The organism is Rhizobium sp. SG570, from assembly GCF_012275345.1.
Lineage (GTDB): Bacteria > Pseudomonadota > Alphaproteobacteria > Rhizobiales > Rhizobiaceae > Rhizobium > Rhizobium lusitanum.
Map to the genome: position 1 here is coordinate 160334 of NZ_JAAZQI010000013.1, position 15348 is coordinate 175681.

The 15348-nt window shown below is 62.1% G+C and carries 18 protein-coding genes; 8 read left to right on the top strand and 10 right to left on the bottom strand.

What is annotated here, in order from left to right:
• Positions 1 to 3: 3 nt before the first annotated feature.
• The 5 genes from FHT28_RS24630 to tsaD are packed head-to-tail and all read right to left on the bottom strand — an operon-like array spanning position 4 to position 3514.
• Positions 4 to 654 (bottom strand): methyltransferase, encoded by a 651-nt coding sequence (locus FHT28_RS24630; protein ID WP_168597588.1) that lies wholly within the window; start codon positions 652 to 654, stop codon positions 4 to 6.
• Between the two features lie 18 nt (positions 655 to 672).
• Complete coding sequence (locus tag FHT28_RS24635) at positions 673 to 1104, bottom strand: EVE domain-containing protein (protein ID WP_037196822.1); 432 nt, start codon at positions 1102 to 1104, stop codon at positions 673 to 675.
• Positions 1105 to 1107: 3 nt separating this feature from the next.
• On the bottom strand, positions 1108 to 1401 hold the full coding sequence (locus tag FHT28_RS24640; RefSeq protein ID WP_037196823.1) for a YciI-like protein: 294 nt from the start codon (positions 1399 to 1401) through the stop codon (positions 1108 to 1110).
• Between the two features lie 29 nt (positions 1402 to 1430).
• On the bottom strand, positions 1431 to 2420 hold the full coding sequence (locus tag FHT28_RS24645; protein WP_168597589.1) for an NAD(P)H-dependent glycerol-3-phosphate dehydrogenase: 990 nt from the start codon (positions 2418 to 2420) through the stop codon (positions 1431 to 1433).
• Complete coding sequence (gene tsaD / locus FHT28_RS24650; protein WP_047637808.1) at positions 2417 to 3514, bottom strand: tRNA (adenosine(37)-N6)-threonylcarbamoyltransferase complex transferase subunit TsaD; 1098 nt, start codon at positions 3512 to 3514, stop codon at positions 2417 to 2419. Before tsaD ends, FHT28_RS24645 begins: the two co-directional genes overlap by 4 nt.
• 84 nt (positions 3515 to 3598) lie before the next feature.
• On the opposite strand from tsaD, the gene hemC reads away from it, so the two are divergent.
• The 6 genes from hemC to FHT28_RS24680 all read left to right on the top strand — a co-directional run bounded on the left by hemC (position 3599) and on the right by FHT28_RS24680 (position 9482).
• Positions 3599 to 4528 carry a hydroxymethylbilane synthase gene (gene hemC, locus FHT28_RS24655; RefSeq protein ID WP_047637956.1) on the top strand — a complete coding sequence of 310 codons (930 nt, stop codon included), beginning with the start codon at positions 3599 to 3601 and terminating at the stop codon, positions 4526 to 4528.
• A 6-nt stretch (positions 4529 to 4534) separates the two neighbouring features.
• Positions 4535 to 5263 (top strand): uroporphyrinogen-III synthase, encoded by a 729-nt coding sequence (locus FHT28_RS24660; RefSeq protein WP_047553637.1) that lies wholly within the window; start codon positions 4535 to 4537, stop codon positions 5261 to 5263.
• Between the two features lie 79 nt (positions 5264 to 5342).
• Positions 5343 to 6605 (top strand): mitofilin family membrane protein, encoded by a 1263-nt coding sequence (locus FHT28_RS24665; protein WP_047637806.1) that lies wholly within the window; start codon positions 5343 to 5345, stop codon positions 6603 to 6605.
• Positions 6606 to 6620: 15 nt separating this feature from the next.
• Positions 6621 to 8228 (top strand): heme biosynthesis protein HemY, encoded by a 1608-nt coding sequence (locus tag FHT28_RS24670; protein ID WP_168597590.1) that lies wholly within the window; start codon positions 6621 to 6623, stop codon positions 8226 to 8228.
• A 50-nt stretch (positions 8229 to 8278) separates the two neighbouring features.
• Positions 8279 to 8764: a TerB family tellurite resistance protein gene (locus FHT28_RS24675; protein ID WP_037196832.1), complete on the top strand. Its 486-nt coding sequence runs from the start codon at positions 8279 to 8281 to the stop codon at positions 8762 to 8764.
• Complete coding sequence (locus FHT28_RS24680) at positions 8754 to 9482, top strand: glutamine amidotransferase (RefSeq protein ID WP_131511879.1); 729 nt, start codon at positions 8754 to 8756, stop codon at positions 9480 to 9482. Before FHT28_RS24675 ends, FHT28_RS24680 begins: the two co-directional genes overlap by 11 nt.
• 13 nt (positions 9483 to 9495) lie before the next feature.
• Here the strand turns inward: FHT28_RS24680 and FHT28_RS24685 are convergent, their stop codons facing one another.
• Positions 9496 to 10116 carry a poly-gamma-glutamate hydrolase family protein gene (locus FHT28_RS24685; RefSeq protein WP_168597591.1) on the bottom strand — a complete coding sequence of 207 codons (621 nt, stop codon included), beginning with the start codon at positions 10114 to 10116 and terminating at the stop codon, positions 9496 to 9498.
• 9 nt (positions 10117 to 10125) lie between these two features.
• Positions 10126 to 11382: an MFS transporter gene (locus tag FHT28_RS24690; RefSeq protein WP_047553648.1), complete on the bottom strand. Its 1257-nt coding sequence runs from the start codon at positions 11380 to 11382 to the stop codon at positions 10126 to 10128.
• A gap of 115 nt (positions 11383 to 11497) precedes the next feature.
• Between FHT28_RS24690 and FHT28_RS24695 the strand changes: the two genes are divergently transcribed.
• Together FHT28_RS24695 and FHT28_RS24700 are read left to right on the top strand one after the other, a co-directional pair.
• A complete protein-coding gene (locus FHT28_RS24695) occupies positions 11498 to 11821 on the top strand; it encodes a YggT family protein (protein ID WP_092573259.1) in 324 nt (107 codons plus the stop codon).
• Positions 11818 to 12132: a DUF167 domain-containing protein gene (locus tag FHT28_RS24700; protein ID WP_037196835.1), complete on the top strand. Its 315-nt coding sequence runs from the start codon at positions 11818 to 11820 to the stop codon at positions 12130 to 12132. Before FHT28_RS24695 ends, FHT28_RS24700 begins: the two co-directional genes overlap by 4 nt.
• Here the strand turns inward: FHT28_RS24700 and ppa are convergent, their stop codons facing one another.
• The 3 genes from ppa to typA all read right to left on the bottom strand — a co-directional run bounded on the left by ppa (position 12133) and on the right by typA (position 15299).
• Entirely contained in the window at positions 12133 to 12663 is a 531-nt protein-coding gene (gene ppa, locus FHT28_RS24705) for an inorganic diphosphatase (protein ID WP_037196836.1), read from the bottom strand.
• Positions 12664 to 12759: 96 nt separating this feature from the next.
• The gene (locus tag FHT28_RS24710; protein WP_034509000.1) at positions 12760 to 13266 is read right to left on the bottom strand and encodes a GNAT family N-acetyltransferase; all 507 of its coding nucleotides are present in this window, start codon (positions 13264 to 13266) and stop codon (positions 12760 to 12762) included.
• Positions 13267 to 13472: 206 nt separating this feature from the next.
• Positions 13473 to 15299, bottom strand: coding sequence for a translational GTPase TypA (typA, locus tag FHT28_RS24715; RefSeq protein WP_037196837.1), 1827 nt, complete (start codon positions 15297 to 15299; stop codon positions 13473 to 13475).
• Positions 15300 to 15348 lie beyond the last annotated feature (49 nt).

Below are 15348 nucleotides of genomic sequence, written 5' to 3' on the forward strand. Positions count from 1 at the left end.
TCTTCAGCCGGCGAGAAACCGCCAGACAGTGGTCTTCTTGATCTCGCTGTCCTCCAGCGCCCGCGTTACCGGCACCTGACAGGTCGCCTGCTCTTCCAGGCGATCCTTGGGAAGATAGGCCCTGCCGGGATCACCGACCAAAACCAGCTTCCCCTCACCTGCCAATTGCCGCAGCCAGGGAACCAGGCTCCCGGCAAAATCGTGATCGTAAAAGACGTCACCAGCAAGTATGACGTCGGCATCCACCGCACGGCCGATGATATTATCGCCGGCGAAGTCGAGATCGACACTGTTTTCGACCGCATTCAGTCGTAACGCGGTACCGGCCCATGGATCGATATCGACCGCCAGCACATGGCGGGCGCCGGCGCGCTTCGCCGCGATCGCCACAAGCCCGGAGCCGCTGGCGAAATCCAGCACCGTCCGGCCGGCAACCATTTCAGGATGGTCGAGAATGTAGCGTGCCAATCCTTGCCCGCCCGCCCAGGCAAAGGCCCAGAAGGGCGGCGGCAGGCCGATCTCTTCCAACTCCTCTTCTGTCTTCAGCCAGAGTTCATGTGCTTCGCTTGCCAGATGCAGCCGGACCTCCGGCACATGCGGCGGCGCCATGAGGCTGGTATTGGCGCGGATGAAGCTTTCCGGATCGGTTTTCAACGATTCCTCGAACCGGGATCAGACGGGAGGATTGTCAAGTTCGCCCATGCGGCAAACTTCGAGCCATTCTTCGTCGGTTACCGGCTGGACCGAAAGCCGCATGGAGGTGACGAGCGCCATCTGCGACAGCTTCGGGTTGGCCTTAATGTCCTTCAAGGAAACAAACTTCGGCATGTCGCGGACGGCGCGGATATCGACACATTCCCAGCGCGGGTCGTCCTTGGCGGTCGAATCCGGATGCGCCAGCGCGCAAACCTCGACGATACCGACGATCTCCAGCCCATCATTGGAATGGTAGAAGAAACCCTTGTCGCCGATCTGCATCGCCCGCATGTTGTTGCGGGCGAGATAGTTGCGCACGCCGGTCCATTCGGTCCCCTTTTCGCCAGCCGCCTTCTGCTGCTGCCACGACCAGGAAGACGGCTCGGATTTATAGAGCCAATGCGCCATGCCTCATGCCTCCGGATTGTTGAAGACCCAATTGAACGGCTTGATCTCGACGCTCTCGAACAGGCCGGCCTTCGTATAGGGATCGGCATCCGCGATCGCCTTGGCCGCCTCGATGGTCTCGGCGCTGACGACGACGAGGCTGCCATTCGGCTTGCCGTCGGCATCGAGGAAAGGCCCCGCTATCTTCAGCGTTCCTTCGGCATTCAGCTTGTTCAGATGCTCCACATGCGCCGGGCGCGTCTCCATGCGGACATTCAGATGACCGGGTTTATCCTTGCAGACAAAGGCGAACAGCATTGCTTGGGCTCCTTCAGATATCGAGAAAACTATTCCGTGGTGATAGGCCGCGTCATCAATTGGCCGATGGCGGTCGCTATGTCGAGCTTGCCGTCGATGATGGCCGAAACTGCTTCGGTAATCGGCATGTCGACGCCGATTTCGCCAGCCAACCGCGCGGCGATAGAGGCGGCATAAGCACCTTCAACCAGCGTGCCGTGCGTCGGATCGCCCGCTTCTCCGCGACCGAGCGCGATGCCGAATCTGAGATTGCGGGATTGATGGCTGGTGGCCGTCAGCACGAGGTCGCCGAGACCGGAGAGCCCGCGCACCGTCTCCGCCTTGCCGCCCTTGGCCGCGACGAAGCGTGACATTTCGGCCAGGCCGCGGCTGATCAGGGCCGCACGCGCGGAATCGCCGATACCTCGGCCTTCGACGATGCCGCAGGCAATGGCCAGCACATTCTTCAAGGCGCCACCGAGCTGCACGCCGATGCGATCGTCCGATGCATAGAGACGGAAACTCGGACCGGAGATCGCCTGCGCAAGCCTTTCAGCAACGGCCATGTCGGCCGCCGCGATCGCCATGGCCGTCGGCAGGCCCTTGGCGATATCGGTGGCAAAGCCCGGTCCGGAGAGGACGGCGATGGCATGTTGCGGCAGTTCCCGCTCGAGCATGTCGGTCAAAAGATCACCCGAGACCTTGTCGATGCCCTTGGCGCAGGTGACGACGACGGCGTCCTTGGCAAGGTAAGGCCCATAGAGACTGGCCGCATCGGCTTGCGCTTGCGACGGCATGGCGAAGAGCACGATGCCGGCATCGGAGATGGAATCAGGTTCGGCCGAAAACCGCAGCGAATCCGGAAGCAGGATCCCGGGCAAGACGGCATCATGTATCCGATCGGCTGCGAGATCCGCCATCAGCGCCGCCTTGCGCCCGACGAGCGTCACATCGCTGCGGCCGGTTAGTGCGATGACGGCCGCGAGCGCCGTGCCGAAGGCGCCTGCGCCGATGACTGCGATCCGTTCGTTGCCGCTCATGCCTTCGCTCCGCGTTTGCCATGACCCAGGAGAGTTTCCGCCTTCTGATCCAGCGGCCAGCGCGAACGCGGCTGCACATCGAGATCGTCAGGTGCTGCGCCCTTTGCCATGCGCTCCAGTCCGGCCCAGGCGATCATGACGGCATTATCCGTACACAGTCTCAATGGCGGCGCGATGAAGCGAAAGCCGTTGGTGTCGCAAAGCTCCTGCAGAGTGCGGCGCAGCTCGAGATTGGCGGCAACGCCGCCGGCGACCACGAGCGCCGGCGTTTCCGTCGTCTTCGGGAATTCCGCCTTGAAGCGTTGCAGGCCGCGGCCGATGCGATCCTTCAACGTGCGCGAGACCGCCTTCTGGAAAGAGGCGCAGATATCGGCAATGTCCTGCTCCGTGACCGGCGCGATGGCCATTGCCGCCTGTCGTACCGCGGTCTTCAGGCCGGAAAAGGAAAAATCGAGGCGTGTTTCGCCGACAAGCGGCCGCGGGAAATCAAAGCGATCCGCATTACCGCTTTTGGCCGCCGCCTCCACGGCCGGGCCGCCGGGATAGGGAAGACCCAGGAGCTTGGCCGTCTTGTCGAAGGCTTCGCCCAGCGCATCGTCGATGGTCGTGCCCCAGCGCTCGTATTCGCCGACGCCGCGCACGAGGATAAGCTGCGTATGGCCGCCGGAAACGAGCAGCATCAGATAGGGAAAGGCAAGCCCATCGGTCAGCCTCGCCGTCAGGGCATGGCCTTCCAGATGGTTGATGGCATAGAGTGGCTTGCCTGTGGCGCGCGCGATCGCCTTGCCGGTCATCAGGCCGACAAGCAGCCCGCCGATAAGGCCTGGGCCTGATGTTGCGGCGATGGCATCGACGTCCAAGAGCGACACATTGGCGCGTTTCAATGCCTCGTCGATCAGCGTATCCAGCGCCTCGACATGCGCACGCGCAGCAATTTCCGGCACGACGCCGCCATAAGCGCTATGCTCCTCCAACTGGCTGAGGACGACATCGGAGCAAATCGTGGACGTGCCGTCTTCTAGGCGTTCGACAATGGCTGCAGCGGTTTCGTCGCAGCTTGTTTCGATGCCGAGAATACGAAGAATGGACGCCATGGAAGCTGTTCGTTGCCTTTTGGTCGATTGCGATGAAGCGGAAATATGGTTACGGGAACTGTCGGTAACAACGGATCAAAGCGGATGCAAACAAAACCTTTCCGGATCGGCACGCGCGGCAGCCCGCTGGCGCTCGCCCAGGCACATGAGGCACGCGACCGCCTGATGGCGGCGCACGGCCTTCCGGAGGAGATGTTCGAAATCGCCGTGCTCACAACCAAGGGCGACCGCATCACCGACCGCTCGCTGGCGGCTATCGGCGGCAAGGGCCTGTTCACGGAAGAGCTTGAAGAGAAGCTGGCCTCGGGCGAGCTCGACTTCGCCGTGCACTCGGCCAAGGATATGGCGACGAAGCTTCCGGAAGGCCTGGCGCTATCAGCCTACCTGCCGCGCGAGGACATCCGCGATTCCGTCATCGGCCGCACGTCACCGAGATTGATCGAGCTGCCGCACGGCGCGACCGTCGGTTCCGCGTCGCTGCGCCGCCAGGCGCTGATCCGCCGGCTGCGCCCCGATATCAACGTCATCACCTTTCGCGGCTCGGTCCAGACCCGGCTGCGCAAGCTGGAAGAGGGGCAGGCAGACGCAACGCTGCTCGCCGTTGCCGGCCTGAAGCGGCTCGGCAAGGTCGAAGTCATCACCGATATCCTCGATCCCGACGAATTTCCGCCGGCACCGGCACAGGGCGCGATCGCCATCGAAAGCCGCATTGGCGACGCCAGGATGAACGACCTGCTCGCCGCCATCAATGACGGCCCTACCTTCGATACCGTCTCCTGCGAGCGCGCATTTCTCGCCGCGCTTGACGGCTCCTGCCGGACGCCGATTGCCGGCTATGCAATTTGCGAGGGGGATCACCTGCGGTTCTTCGGCATGATCCTGACGCCTGATGGACAGCAGGTGCATACGACCACCATCGAGGGCAACCGCCGCGACGCCGAGGCGCTCGGCACCAATGCCGGCCAGGCCATACGCGCCGAGGCAGGCAGCACCTTCTTCGAAGACTGGATCTGACATCCGATGCGCGTTGTCGTCACCCGTCCCCAGCATTCGGGTGAACGCACCATCCGGCGACTGACGCAGATGGGTCACGAGGCGCTGCTGCTGCCGCTGGCAGAGCCGGTCCATCATGCCGACGAGGCCAGGCGCGCGCTCCTGGACACACAAGGCGCCATTGCCGTCACCAGCGCCGAAGCGATTCGGGTTCTGGCCGCATTGGGATCCGATCTCGGGCCTTATCTCGGCCGACCGCTCTTTGCGGTCGGCAAGGCAACCGCCAAAGAGGCGGCAAGCCTCGGCTTCACCAATGTCGTCATATCCGAAGGGGGCGGCACGGAACTTGCGGCCTTGATTTCCGACCACGCGGCAAGCCTTGCCAAGGCTCCCCTCCTCTATCTCGCGGGCCATCCCCGCGCCGCCGGCTTCGAGGCGAGATTGGCGGAGCTGCAACTGCCGTTCCACACGGTGGAATGCTACCGGATGCGGGATATCGCTCCGAAAGATGATATTCTTCGCCGGCTTTTTATCGATATCAGCGCCAATGCGGTGCTGCTTTATTCCCATCAGACGGCGCAGCGTTTTTTCGGCCTGTCTTTCGTGCAGGAAAATCCTGAGATCTTCGCCGAAACGCACTTCCTCTGCCTGAGCGAGGCCATCGCGGGAGCGATTCCCCCTCAGATGCGTTTACACGTCGATATCGCTGACATGCCGAATGAGGACCGACTTCTGGCGCTGCTCGACGCTGAGTAAGGCCGCAATTTTGATCTAAGGTCTTTCCATAATCGCCTTGTCTGTCTAACTTCGTTGCAGCGCATGAAAAGAGGACCTCATGGTACCGGGAAAACCGCCTAACCATTCGAAGCCCAACGACGAGCCGGTCACGATTGATCTGGAGGCCGAAAAAACTGCGCAGGACGCAGCCCCCGAGGATATGACGGAGCACGCCCACGGCGAGTTCGGCTCATCCTCCGCCAATGAAGTGGAAATGCCGCTGGAGGCGGACAAGGAGCCGCTGCGCGAGGAGCCTCGCGAGCCCACCCCTGATCCCGTCCCGGAAGAGCCGCAGGCCACGACGACACGACAGGCCGAACCTCATGCTTCCTATGCAGAACATCAGCAGCGACGGGAAGGTTCAACCTCCGGCCTGATCGCCGCCGGCATCGTCGGCGGCCTGATTGCGCTCGTTTGCGCCGGCGCCGTTCAATATGCCGGCCTGTTGCCGGGCGGCGGCTCGCGCAAGGACAATTCCGCCGATATTGCCGCACTGAACGCTGAGATCGACGGGCTGAAGCAGAGCATCGCCAGCCTCGCCGCAGCGCCTGCCGCAAAGCCCGACGGCGCTCTTGCTGCCCGCATTTCAGCGCTCGAAACGGCTGCCGCCAACGGCACCTCGACCGGTGGATCGGCGGGAACGGCAAGCGCCGATGCTGATCAGAAGATTGCTTCCCTGAGTGCGGAAGTCGATCAGCTGAAGGCGGACCTCGGCAAGGCAACCCAAAGCCAGGCCAGCTCCGACGCCGAGGTCGGCAAGCGTCTCGACGACGCAGAGAAGAAACTCAATCAACCGAGCCAGGAAAGCGCGGTCGCCCGCGCCATTGCCGCCGCGGCACTGAAGGCGGCGATCGACCGGGGCGGCCCCTTCCAGCCCGAGCTCGACACCTTCGCCAACGTCGCCTCGGACGACCCTGCCGTTGCCGATCTCAAGACCTTCGCCCAGACCGGCGTTCCCTCCCGCGCCGACCTGATCCGTCGGGTCACGGATGTCGCGACCGCGATCGTCGCTACGACTGAGAGCAACGATCCGAATCAGAGCTGGAGCGACCGCCTGATCTCGAGCGCCAAGACCCTGGTGCAGGTCCGCCCCGTCGGCAACGTTCCCGGCGACAGCGTCGATGCGATCGCCGCGCGCTTCGAAGACAAGGTGAAGAATGGCGATCTGCCGGGTGCGGTGACCGAATGGAACAGCCTGCCCGATGCCGCCAAGTCGGCCTCCGCCGCCTTCAAGCAATCGCTGGAAGCCCGCATCCGCGTCGAGGATCTGGTGAGCGATGCGCTGTCGAAGGCAATCGCCAACACCGGGAAACAGAATTAAGGACGGAGCGCAGGAATGATCAGACTGCTTATCTTCGCCGTTTTCGTCCTGGCTCTCGGCTACGGCTTCTCTTGGCTCGCGGATCGCCCCGGCGATCTTTCGCTGGTCTGGGAAGGCCAGCTTTACCAGACCAGGCTGATCGTGGCCGCCGGCATCCTGATTGCGTTGATCGCCGCCGTCATGATTGTCTGGTGGTTCCTGCGTTTGATCTGGACCTCGCCACATTCCGTCACCCGCTATTTCCGCGCCCGTAAGCGCGACCGCGGCTATCAGGCGCTCTCCACCGGGTTGATCGCCGCCGGTGCCGGCAACGCCCTGCTCGCACGGAAGATGGCGGCGCGCACGCGCGGCCTCATCCGCGCCGATCAGGAACCCCTCATCAACCTGCTCGAGGCGCAGGCGGCTCTGATCGAAGGCAAGCACGACGAGGCGCGCCAGAAATTCGAGCTGATGGCCAACGATCCGGAAACGCGCGAGCTCGGGTTACGCGGCCTCTACCTCGAAGCCAAGCGCCTCGGCGCGCACGAAGCGGCGCGGCAATATGCGGAAAAAGCGGCCGATCAGGCTCCCTATCTGCCTTGGGCGGCACAGGCGACGCTGGAATATCGCAGCCAGGCCGGCCGCTGGGATGATGCCATCAAGCTTCTCGACCAGCAGAAGGTTGCCCACGTCGTCGACAAGACCACCGCGAACCGCCAGCGGGCCGTGCTGCTGACGGCACGCGCCAACGACAGGTTGGAGAGCGATCCGGCCGGGGCCCGCGACGATGCGCTTGCGGCCGTGAAGCTGGTGGATGATTTCGTGCCAGCGGCGCTGATAGCGGCGAAAGCTCTCTTCCGCGAAGACAAGGTGCGCAAGGCCGCCTCCATGCTCGAGCAGGTCTGGAAAGCGCATCCGCACCCCGAGATCGGCAGGGCCTATGTGCGTGCCCGCAGCGGCGATTCCGTCATCGACCGGCTGAAACGGGCCGAACGGCTGGAGGCCATCCGCCCGAACAATGTCGAAGCGTTGCTGCTGACGGCAAAGGCGGCGCTGGATGCCGGGGATTTCAACAAGGCCCGCGCCAAGGCCGAAGCCGCCGCGAGGATCGATGCGCGCGAAGGCGCCTTTATGCTGCTAGCTGATATCGAGGAGGCCGAAACCGGCGATCAGGGCCGCGTGCGTCACTGGATGGCGCAGGCATTGCGCGCGCCGCGCGACCCGGCCTGGGTCGCCGATGGTTTCGTATCCGACAAGTGGCTGCCGCTATCGCCCGTGACGGGCCGCCTCGACGCCTTCGAATGGAAGGCCCCCTTCGGCCAGATCGAGGGACCTGTGGAAGAAGGTTCCGCCGTGTCCGTCGATGCAGCGTTGAAATCGCTGCCGCCGGTGCGCGAGGCAGCTTCCGCAACCGTGCCAGCGAAATCGACCTCACCGAAAGTTGCATCGCCGGCAGCCGATGCCTATGTCATGGAGTTGGAGCCGGCGGCGGCAAAACCCGCGCCCGACGCATCCGCCGCAGCGCCAGAGCCGGCTCAGCAGGAGCCGGAACCACGGCCCTTCTTCGGCGGTGCGCCGGACGACCCGGGTGTGAAAAATCTAAAACTTGAACCGGAACCCAAGACACGGCTCAAGTTATTCTAAAGCATGGTGCCCCAAGAACCCTGCTCGACTTGTTTTAAGAATGGAATCGGATGTTTGAACGCTTTCAGGAATTCTTCCATAACCTGACCCAGGATCGCCCCAAATCCGGCTTTGCTCCCGATGATCCGCGCATAGCGGTGGCGGCGCTCTGCATCCAGGTCATGGAAGCGGACGGCAAGATCGAGAACAGCGAGAAGAAGCGGCTTCGCAAGCTGCTGAAGGAGCAATATGGCCTGGACGGCCGTCAGCTCGATCGGCTGATCGCCGCCGGCGAGGAGGCCGAAAGCGAGGCCGTCGACTATTATCGCTTCACCTCGGACTTGAAGCGCCATCTCGACAATGCCCAGCGGCTGGAGCTGCTCGGCATCCTCTGGGATATCGTCTATGCCGATGGCGAGCGCAGCGAGATGGAAGATCACGCGATCTGGCGCATCGCCGACCTCATGGGCATTTCCGATCGCGAACGCATCATGAAGCGCCAGGAGGCAGCAGCCCGCGCGCCCGGTTCCAAGATGGAGACAGGCAATGATGATTGAAGCGCCGGAGAGCGCTGGCCGCCCCATTTTGATCGTGCTCCATCAAGAGCACTCCAGTCCGGGCCGCGTCGGCCAGATGCTGTTGCAAAAGGGCTACGATCTCGATATCCGCCGCCCGGTTCTCGGCGAAGGCCTGCCCTCCACGCTTGCGGCCCATGCCGGCGCCGTCATCTTCGGCGGCCCGATGAGCGCCAACGACCCGGACGAGTTCGTCAAGGCCGAGATCGACTGGCTGAAAATCCCGCTCAAGGAAAATCGCCCCTATCTCGGCATCTGTCTCGGCGCGCAGATGCTCGCCCGTCATCTGGGCGCCAAGGTGAAGGCGCGCGACGACGGCAAGACCGAGATAGGCTGGTATGCGCTGAACCCGACGGAAAAGGGCCGGCTGCTGATGCGCTGGCCGCAGATGGTCTATCATTTCCATCGCGAGGGTTTCGAACTGCCGCGCGGCGCCGATCTGCTTGCCACGGCCGAGACCTATCCCAACCAGGCCTATCGCTATGGCGCCAATGCCTGGGGTCTGCAGTTCCATGCCGAACTCACCCGCGCCATGATGCAGCGCTGGGTCGTGCATGGCGAACACCGTTTCTGCATGCCGAACGCCCAGCAGGGACGCGAGCATCTGGAAGGCCGCATGATCTTCGACTCGGCGCTCAAGGCCTGGCTTTCCGAATTCCTCGACATGGTTTTCGAAGGCAAGCAGGCCATGGCTGCCTGAGGCGGCCAATAGTTTAGTCCGCGGCAAGAATTCGATTATGCCGCTCGACCGCCTGGCGCACCGATCCGGCATATCGCCTGAGCTTTTCATCGTCTGACACGAGAGTATCCCTAACGCATCTCGGGATCTCCAGCTGGACGCCGGCATTCCGGCTGCCGCGGTTGCATATGTTACCGGCCGCCGTTCCCGCCAGAGCCTCGCCTTTGGCCCTCGCAACGGCTGCAAAGCCATCCTCCCGCAACGCCTGAACGATCAGATCGCGAAGCGCGGTATCGAGGCCGCCAACCCAACTTGTTTCCGGGTCGCCCCTGTCCGTTCGGCCGTGAATGGCGACGACGATCGGTGATTTTGACACCAGACCGAGAGCCATCGGCTCGTCGAAACGTTCGGAGGTGACGTGCAGCTCATGGTGCGACCTGTCCGTAGCCAACCCCTCGAAGCAGTAGAAGGAAAAGCTCTCCGCCGCTATTTCAAGCGTGATCTGCGAGGTGGCCGGCTCAATGAAGCCGCCATGCGGAGCGATAACAACGACACGTGACGACCGATCCTCAATACGGATGCGATAGTCAACGCCCTCCGCTTCATGTTCGCGCAGCGCTGAAAACGAACCGTATCGATCAGGCTGCCTTTTCATTCGGCAACCTCACGCCGGCTGCGGCTCGCCCTTGCGATCGGGCGCGTTCAGGCTGTCGATCCGGCGAAGCTGCGGGAAGCCCGTCGCCCAGAGGGCGGCCACGGCGAGCGTGCCGACGCCGCCGATGACGACGGCGGGGATCGCGCCGAAATAATGGGCCATGGTGCCGGCGCGGAACTCGCCGAGCTCGTTCGACGCCCCGACGAAGACCATGTTGACGGCGTTGACGCGGCCGCGCACGTGATCCGGCGTCCAGAGCGTGATCAAGGTTTCGCGGACATAGACCGAGATCAGGTCGGATGCCCCCATGATGGCGAGGGCGGCAATCGACAGCCAGGCCGTATGCGAAATGCCGAAGATCAGCGTTCCCAGGCCGAACAAGGCAACGCCGATGAACATGCAGATCCCGGCGCGATGCCGGATGGGATAGGTCGCCAGAAACAGGCCCATGGCGATCGCGCCGAAGCTCGGCGCCGCGCGCAGCAGGCCGAGGCCCCAGGGGCCGAGCGTCAGGATATCGCGTGCAAAGATCGGCATCAGGGCAACTGCGCCGCCGAGCAGCACGGCGAAGAGATCGAGCGAGATCGCGCCGAGCACGACTTTTTCCGACCAGATGAACCGGAAGCCGGCGAGCATCTCGTTCAGGCTTCGCGCCTCATGGGCGACGCGCTGCTGCGGCTTCGGGATCAGGAAGGTCAGCACCGAACCGGCCGCAAAGAAAAGAACGGCCACAGTATAGGCAACCTCGGGACCGACGCCATAAAGCAGGCCGCCGGCCACCGGCCCGAGGATGGCCGCAGCGTCCCATGACATCGAATTCCACGTGATGGCATTCGTCAGGTCTTTGGGCGGTATGAGATTGGGCGCCAGCGATTGCGTCGCCGGCGTCATGAAGGCGCGCTCGATGCCGAAGACGGTGAGGATCATGAAGACCGGCAGCGGTGCGAAGGTGCCGGAGACCGTCAGGAACAGTAGGGCGGCCGTACAGAGGGTGCCGATGAAAATGCAGGTGGCGGCAATCATGCGCCTGTTATAGCGGTCGGCAACCGTGCCCGTCACAAGGATAAGCAACAACGAAGGCAGGAACTGTACCAGGCCGATAAGGCCGAGATAGATCGGCTGGCCGGTATGCGCATACATCTGCCAGCCAACGGAAACGCTGACCATTTGGGTGGCGAAGCCAGTCAAAAACCGCGCAAAGAAGAAATAGGTATAGGCGATGTGCCTGAAGGCGGCAAACCGGTCTCCGCTTGCAGCGAACGACATTGGGCGAGACTTTCCGGCGCGGCGGCCTGCACTAAAAGCACGCTTGGCTGCCTTTTAAACATGATTCAACATGCATCAGTGCATGGGACTTGCCCGTTTAGTCGTCAATGTCTACATGTCTGTCAACCGCGAAATGGAGACGGATATGCTCGCCTTATTTCAAACCATTGATCTGGCTTTGAATCTTTATACCTGGGTGCTGATCGCCAGCGCCATCTTTTCATGGCTCCATGCTTTTAATGTCATCAATTCGAGCAATCAGTTCGTCAACTCGGTCGGCAATTTCCTCTATGCCGTGACGGAGCCGGCACTGCGCCCGATCCGCCGCATCCTGCCCGATCTCGGCGGCATCGACATCTCGCCCGTCATCCTGCTCCTGATCATCTTCTTCGTCCGCTCGCTGATGTGGAACTCGCTGGTTCCGCTTTTCTTGCGGTGAGCACGCCCTGGCAGGTGTCTTCGGATCACCTGCGACTATCCGTCCGTCTCACGCCCAATGGCGGTCGTGACGCGATCGATGGCGTGGAGACCGGCAGCGAGGGCGAGTGCTATCTGAAGGCGCGTGTCTCGGTCGCCCCGGAAAAGGGTAAGGCCAACAAGGCGCTGATCGCGCTCATCGCCAAGAGCATCGGCATTCCCAAATCCGCGCTCAGCCTGGTCAGCGGCGAGACCGCACGTAAAAAAATCCTCCGGATCGAGGGCGAGCCGGAGGATTTGATAGAAAGATTAAAGGCTATCGCGAAGAACTGATCAGGCCTTCTTGGCGCGCTCGATGGCTTCGAGAATGAGCTCGCCAGCCTCCTTGGAACCGCCCCAGCCAAAGATCTTCACCCACTTGCCGGGCTCCAGATCCTTGTAGTGCTCAAAGAAGTGCTCGATCTGCTTCAGCGTGATCTCGGGCAGGTCGGTATGCTCCCTGACCTTCTCGTAGCGCAGCGTCAGCTTCGGCGAGGGAACGGCAATGATCTTCTCGTCCCTGCCGGAATTGTCTTCCATCTTCAGCACGCCGATCGGGCGGACATTGATAACGCAGCCCGGAACCAGCGGACGGGTGCTGGCGATGAGGACGTCGATCGGGTCGCCGTCTTCGGAGAGCGTGTGAGGCACGAAGCCGTAATTGCCCGGATAGGTCATCGGCGTGTAGAGGAAACGGTCGACGACCAGCGTGCCGGCCTCCTTGTCCATTTCATACTTGATCGGATGACCGCCGACCGGCACTTCAACGATGACGTTGACGTCTTCGGGCGGGTTCTTGCCAATGGAAATCGCGTCGATGCGCATGCGTGTCCCCTAATAAGGATGGTTGCCGCCAGCCAAATAATAGGAATCATGGCGCAACGCAACAATCCATCGAGAAAGCAGAGGATTTAGTTGGCGTCAGGGCCAGACAAAGCCGATCTTCTTCAGCTGTCGATGATCGAAGGTTTCGATGCCCTCGCAGAAATCGGCGCCACCCTGCCCTCGATAGAATTGGTAGGCATTTTCGTTTTCCTCGAGGCACCAGACGACGAGCCCCTTGCAGCCGAGCGACTTCAACAGCCGGCGCGCCTCGCCGAAAAGCATCCGCCCGAGGCCGAGGCCCTGATATTGCGGGCGCAGATAAAGCTCATAGATCTCGCCTTCCTGCGGAAGGGCGCGGGCGCGGTTGAGCCCAAGCGTGGCATAGCCGGCAATCTCGCCGGCGACATCGAGAACCAAGAGCGTGGCCGGACCGCTGGTTGCCTTGCGCCACCAGGATTCGCCGCGGCGTTCGATCATCTGGCCGAGTGCGCGATGCGGGATAATGCCGGCATAGGTGTACTGCCACGACTGGCGGTGCACCTCCGAAATGGCCCGGGCGTCATGGGGTTCTGCCCGCCGAACATCAATCGACAACGTCTTCATAACGTCTACTCTGGTCTCGCGACTCCGAATTAACCATCCTCATTCATAAAGACGGCAGACTTGCCCACAGCCTTTATCCGTGGATGATCGCTGAAAATTAACGCCTTTTTAACCTTTCCCACAAGGGTCCAAAAATCGAACACACAAAATAAAACCCCGGCACAATGGCCGGGGTTGATTGGTTCGAAGCGGTACAGGCTTTGCCGTTACGCGGAACGCGCCTTTTCGAAGCGCTTGCGCTCGTTCGGGTCGAGATACATCTTGCGCAGGCGAATCGACTTCGGCGTGACTTCCATCAGCTCGTCGTCCTGAATCCAGGAGAGAGCGCGGTCGAGCGTCATGCGGATCGGCGGGGTCAGCTTCACGGCTTCATCCTTGCCGGCGGCGCGGATGTTGGTGAGCTGCTTGCCCTTGAGCACGTTGACTTCGAGGTCGTTGTCTCTGGAGTGAATGCCGATGATCATGCCGGCATAGACCTTTTCACCCGGTTCGATGATCATCGGACCGCGGTCTTCCAGGTTGAACATCGCGTAGGCGACTGCTTCGCCTGAAGCGTTGGAGAGCAGGACGCCGTTGGTGCGGCCGCCGATCGCGCCCTTGAAGGGCTGATAGTCATGGAACAGGCGGTTCATGATCGCGGTGCCGCGCGTATCCGTCAGCAGTTCCGACTGATAGCCGATGAGACCGCGGGTCGGCGCGAAGAATTTCAGGCGCAGGCGATTGCCGCCGGACGGACGAAGCTCGACCATTTCGGCCTTGCGCTCCGACATCTTCTGCACGACGACACCCGAATGCTCTTCATCGACGTCGATGACGACTTCTTCGATCGGCTCCAGCATCTGGCCGGTGGCTTCGTCCTTGTGCATGACGACGCGCGGACGCGACACGGCAAGCTCGAAGCCTTCGCGGCGCATGGTTTCGATCAGAACAGCAAGCTGCAATTCGCCGCGGCCGGAGACGTAGTACGAATCCTTGCCTTCGGCTTCCTCGATCTTCAGCGCGACATTGCCTTCGGCTTCCTTGAAGAGGCGATCGCGGATGACGCGTGAGGTAACCTTGTCGCCTTCAGTGCCAGCGAGCGGGCTGTCATTGACGATGAACGACATGGTGACGGTCGGCGGATCGATCGGCTGGGCGTGCAGCGCCTCGGTGACGGACGGATCGCAGAATGTGTCGGCGACGGTACCCTTGGACAGACCGGCGATGGCGACGATATCGCCTGCATGAGCTTCCTCGATCGGCGTGCGCTCGATGCCGCGGAAGGCGAGGATCTTGGAAATGCGGCCGGTTTCGATCAGCTTGCCATCCTGGCCCAGAACCTTGACGGACTGGTTCGGCTTGATCGAGCCGGAATGAATGCGGCCGGTGATGACGCGGCCAAGGAAGGGATTGGCTTCGAGAAGCGTGCCGATCATGCGGAATGCGCCGTCTTCTTCGCCGACACTCGGCTCCGGCACATGCTTCAGCACCAGATCGAGAAGCGGGCCAAGGCCATCCTCGACGGGGCCTTCCGGCGAATAGTTCATCCAGCCAGCGCGGCCCGAGCCATAAAGGATCGGGAAATCGAGCTGCTCGTCGGTGGCGTCGAGCGCTGCGAAGAGATCGAAGACCTCGTTGATGACTTCTTCGTGGCGCGCATCCGGACGGTCGATCTTGTTGATCGCGACGATCGGGCGGAGGCCGACTTTCAGCGCCTTGCCGACCACGAACTTGGTCTGCGGCATCGGGCCTTCCGAGGCATCGACCAGCACGATGGCGCCATCGACCATCGAAAGGATGCGCTCGACTTCGCCGCCGAAGTCGGCGTGGCCAGGCGTGTCGACGATGTTGACGCGAACGCCCTTCCAGACAACGGAGGTCGCCTTGGCGAGAATGGTGATGCCACGCTCTTTTTCCAGATCGTTGGAATCCATCATGCGCTCAACGGTGCGCTGGTTCTCGCGGAAGGAACCGGACTGCTTCAGAAGCTCGTCAACGAGGGTGGTTTTCCCATGGTCAACGTGCGCGATGATCGCGATGTTGCGGAGTGTCATAATGTTATATCTCTGAGGCTGAGGCGCGATATAAAGTAAACACGCCAAT